The organism is Oleiphilus sp. HI0128 (assembly GCF_001635365.1).
In genome coordinates, this window is sequence record NZ_LWGG01000231.1 from 1 (window position 1) to 852 (window position 852).

The following is an 852-nucleotide window of genomic DNA, read 5'->3' on the forward strand; positions in this document are numbered from 1 at the left end:
ATTACTTGGCATATTCCTGCTAGACCTTTACTATAATTCCCTCTGTATATTCTGAAGGTTTCAATATGCGTATTCGGCTCGATAACGGCAAAGACTATGATCTACTTGCGATGTTTACACCGTCTTGGGTCGGCCACAAAAAAGCTCTTGAAGCTCTTCGAAAAAACTATTCAGTCTGGACCAACGCCCTCACTTTACCGTTGTATAACAGGAACAGTGTTTCTGGCTTGCTTAAGTGGCTAGTGGTTCTGACCCTACATTCCATTTCACTTCTATCGCTCCCTTTCATCCTGGTCTTGGGCTTTTCAATGAAAGCTTATACGATTTTCTTAAGCGACGATGTAAAGAAGATGAAACAGTACAAACAAGACTTACAAACCATCTATGCAAAGTTAAAAGATATCGAAGATCAGGATGAATATAAGCGACGCTTGAAAGAAGAGATAGCCAAGGTAAAGCCGTTCTAAGAATTGCTTTGAAAATCAGGCAATATCCTCATATCCAGATACCGGGTCTTGCTCACAATTCTTACGGTACTGAGTCAACAACCAGGCTATCGCGCTTGCATAAACAAGATTGGTTGCAAGTTCAGCATGAGGGTTTTCCAAAAATGCCCTTTGCGAAGCCAAACCCCGTACGGTACTCGCCAGGTCTGGTTGAAAAGCTAAATACTCATCCCATAAAGCGGTGTGACTTTCAGGACTAATCGCATAAATACCTAAACCATCAGACTGCTTCGAGGCTACCAAGTGCTCACCGTAAGAGGAACGTTTAGAAGCTAGCTTCAATAAGTAATGTTCTGCAAATTGGGAGCGTTCATCCAAAGCCGCGAGTGCGGGACGAATTACATAA

At 42.6% G+C, this 852-nt stretch carries 2 protein-coding genes; one reads left to right on the top strand and one right to left on the bottom strand.

What is annotated here, in order from left to right; translation table 11 throughout:
* The first annotated feature begins 65 nt into the window (after nucleotides 1–65).
* The gene (locus A3763_RS03105; RefSeq protein WP_068515853.1) at nucleotides 66–467 is read left to right on the top strand and encodes a hypothetical protein; all 402 of its coding nucleotides are present in this window, start codon (nucleotides 66–68) and stop codon (nucleotides 465–467) included.
* Between the two features lie 15 nt (nucleotides 468–482).
* Here A3763_RS03105 and A3763_RS27995 read toward each other — a convergent pair.
* The coding region (locus A3763_RS27995) for a hypothetical protein (protein WP_197482720.1) at nucleotides 483–852 on the bottom strand (370 nt) is incomplete at its 5' end.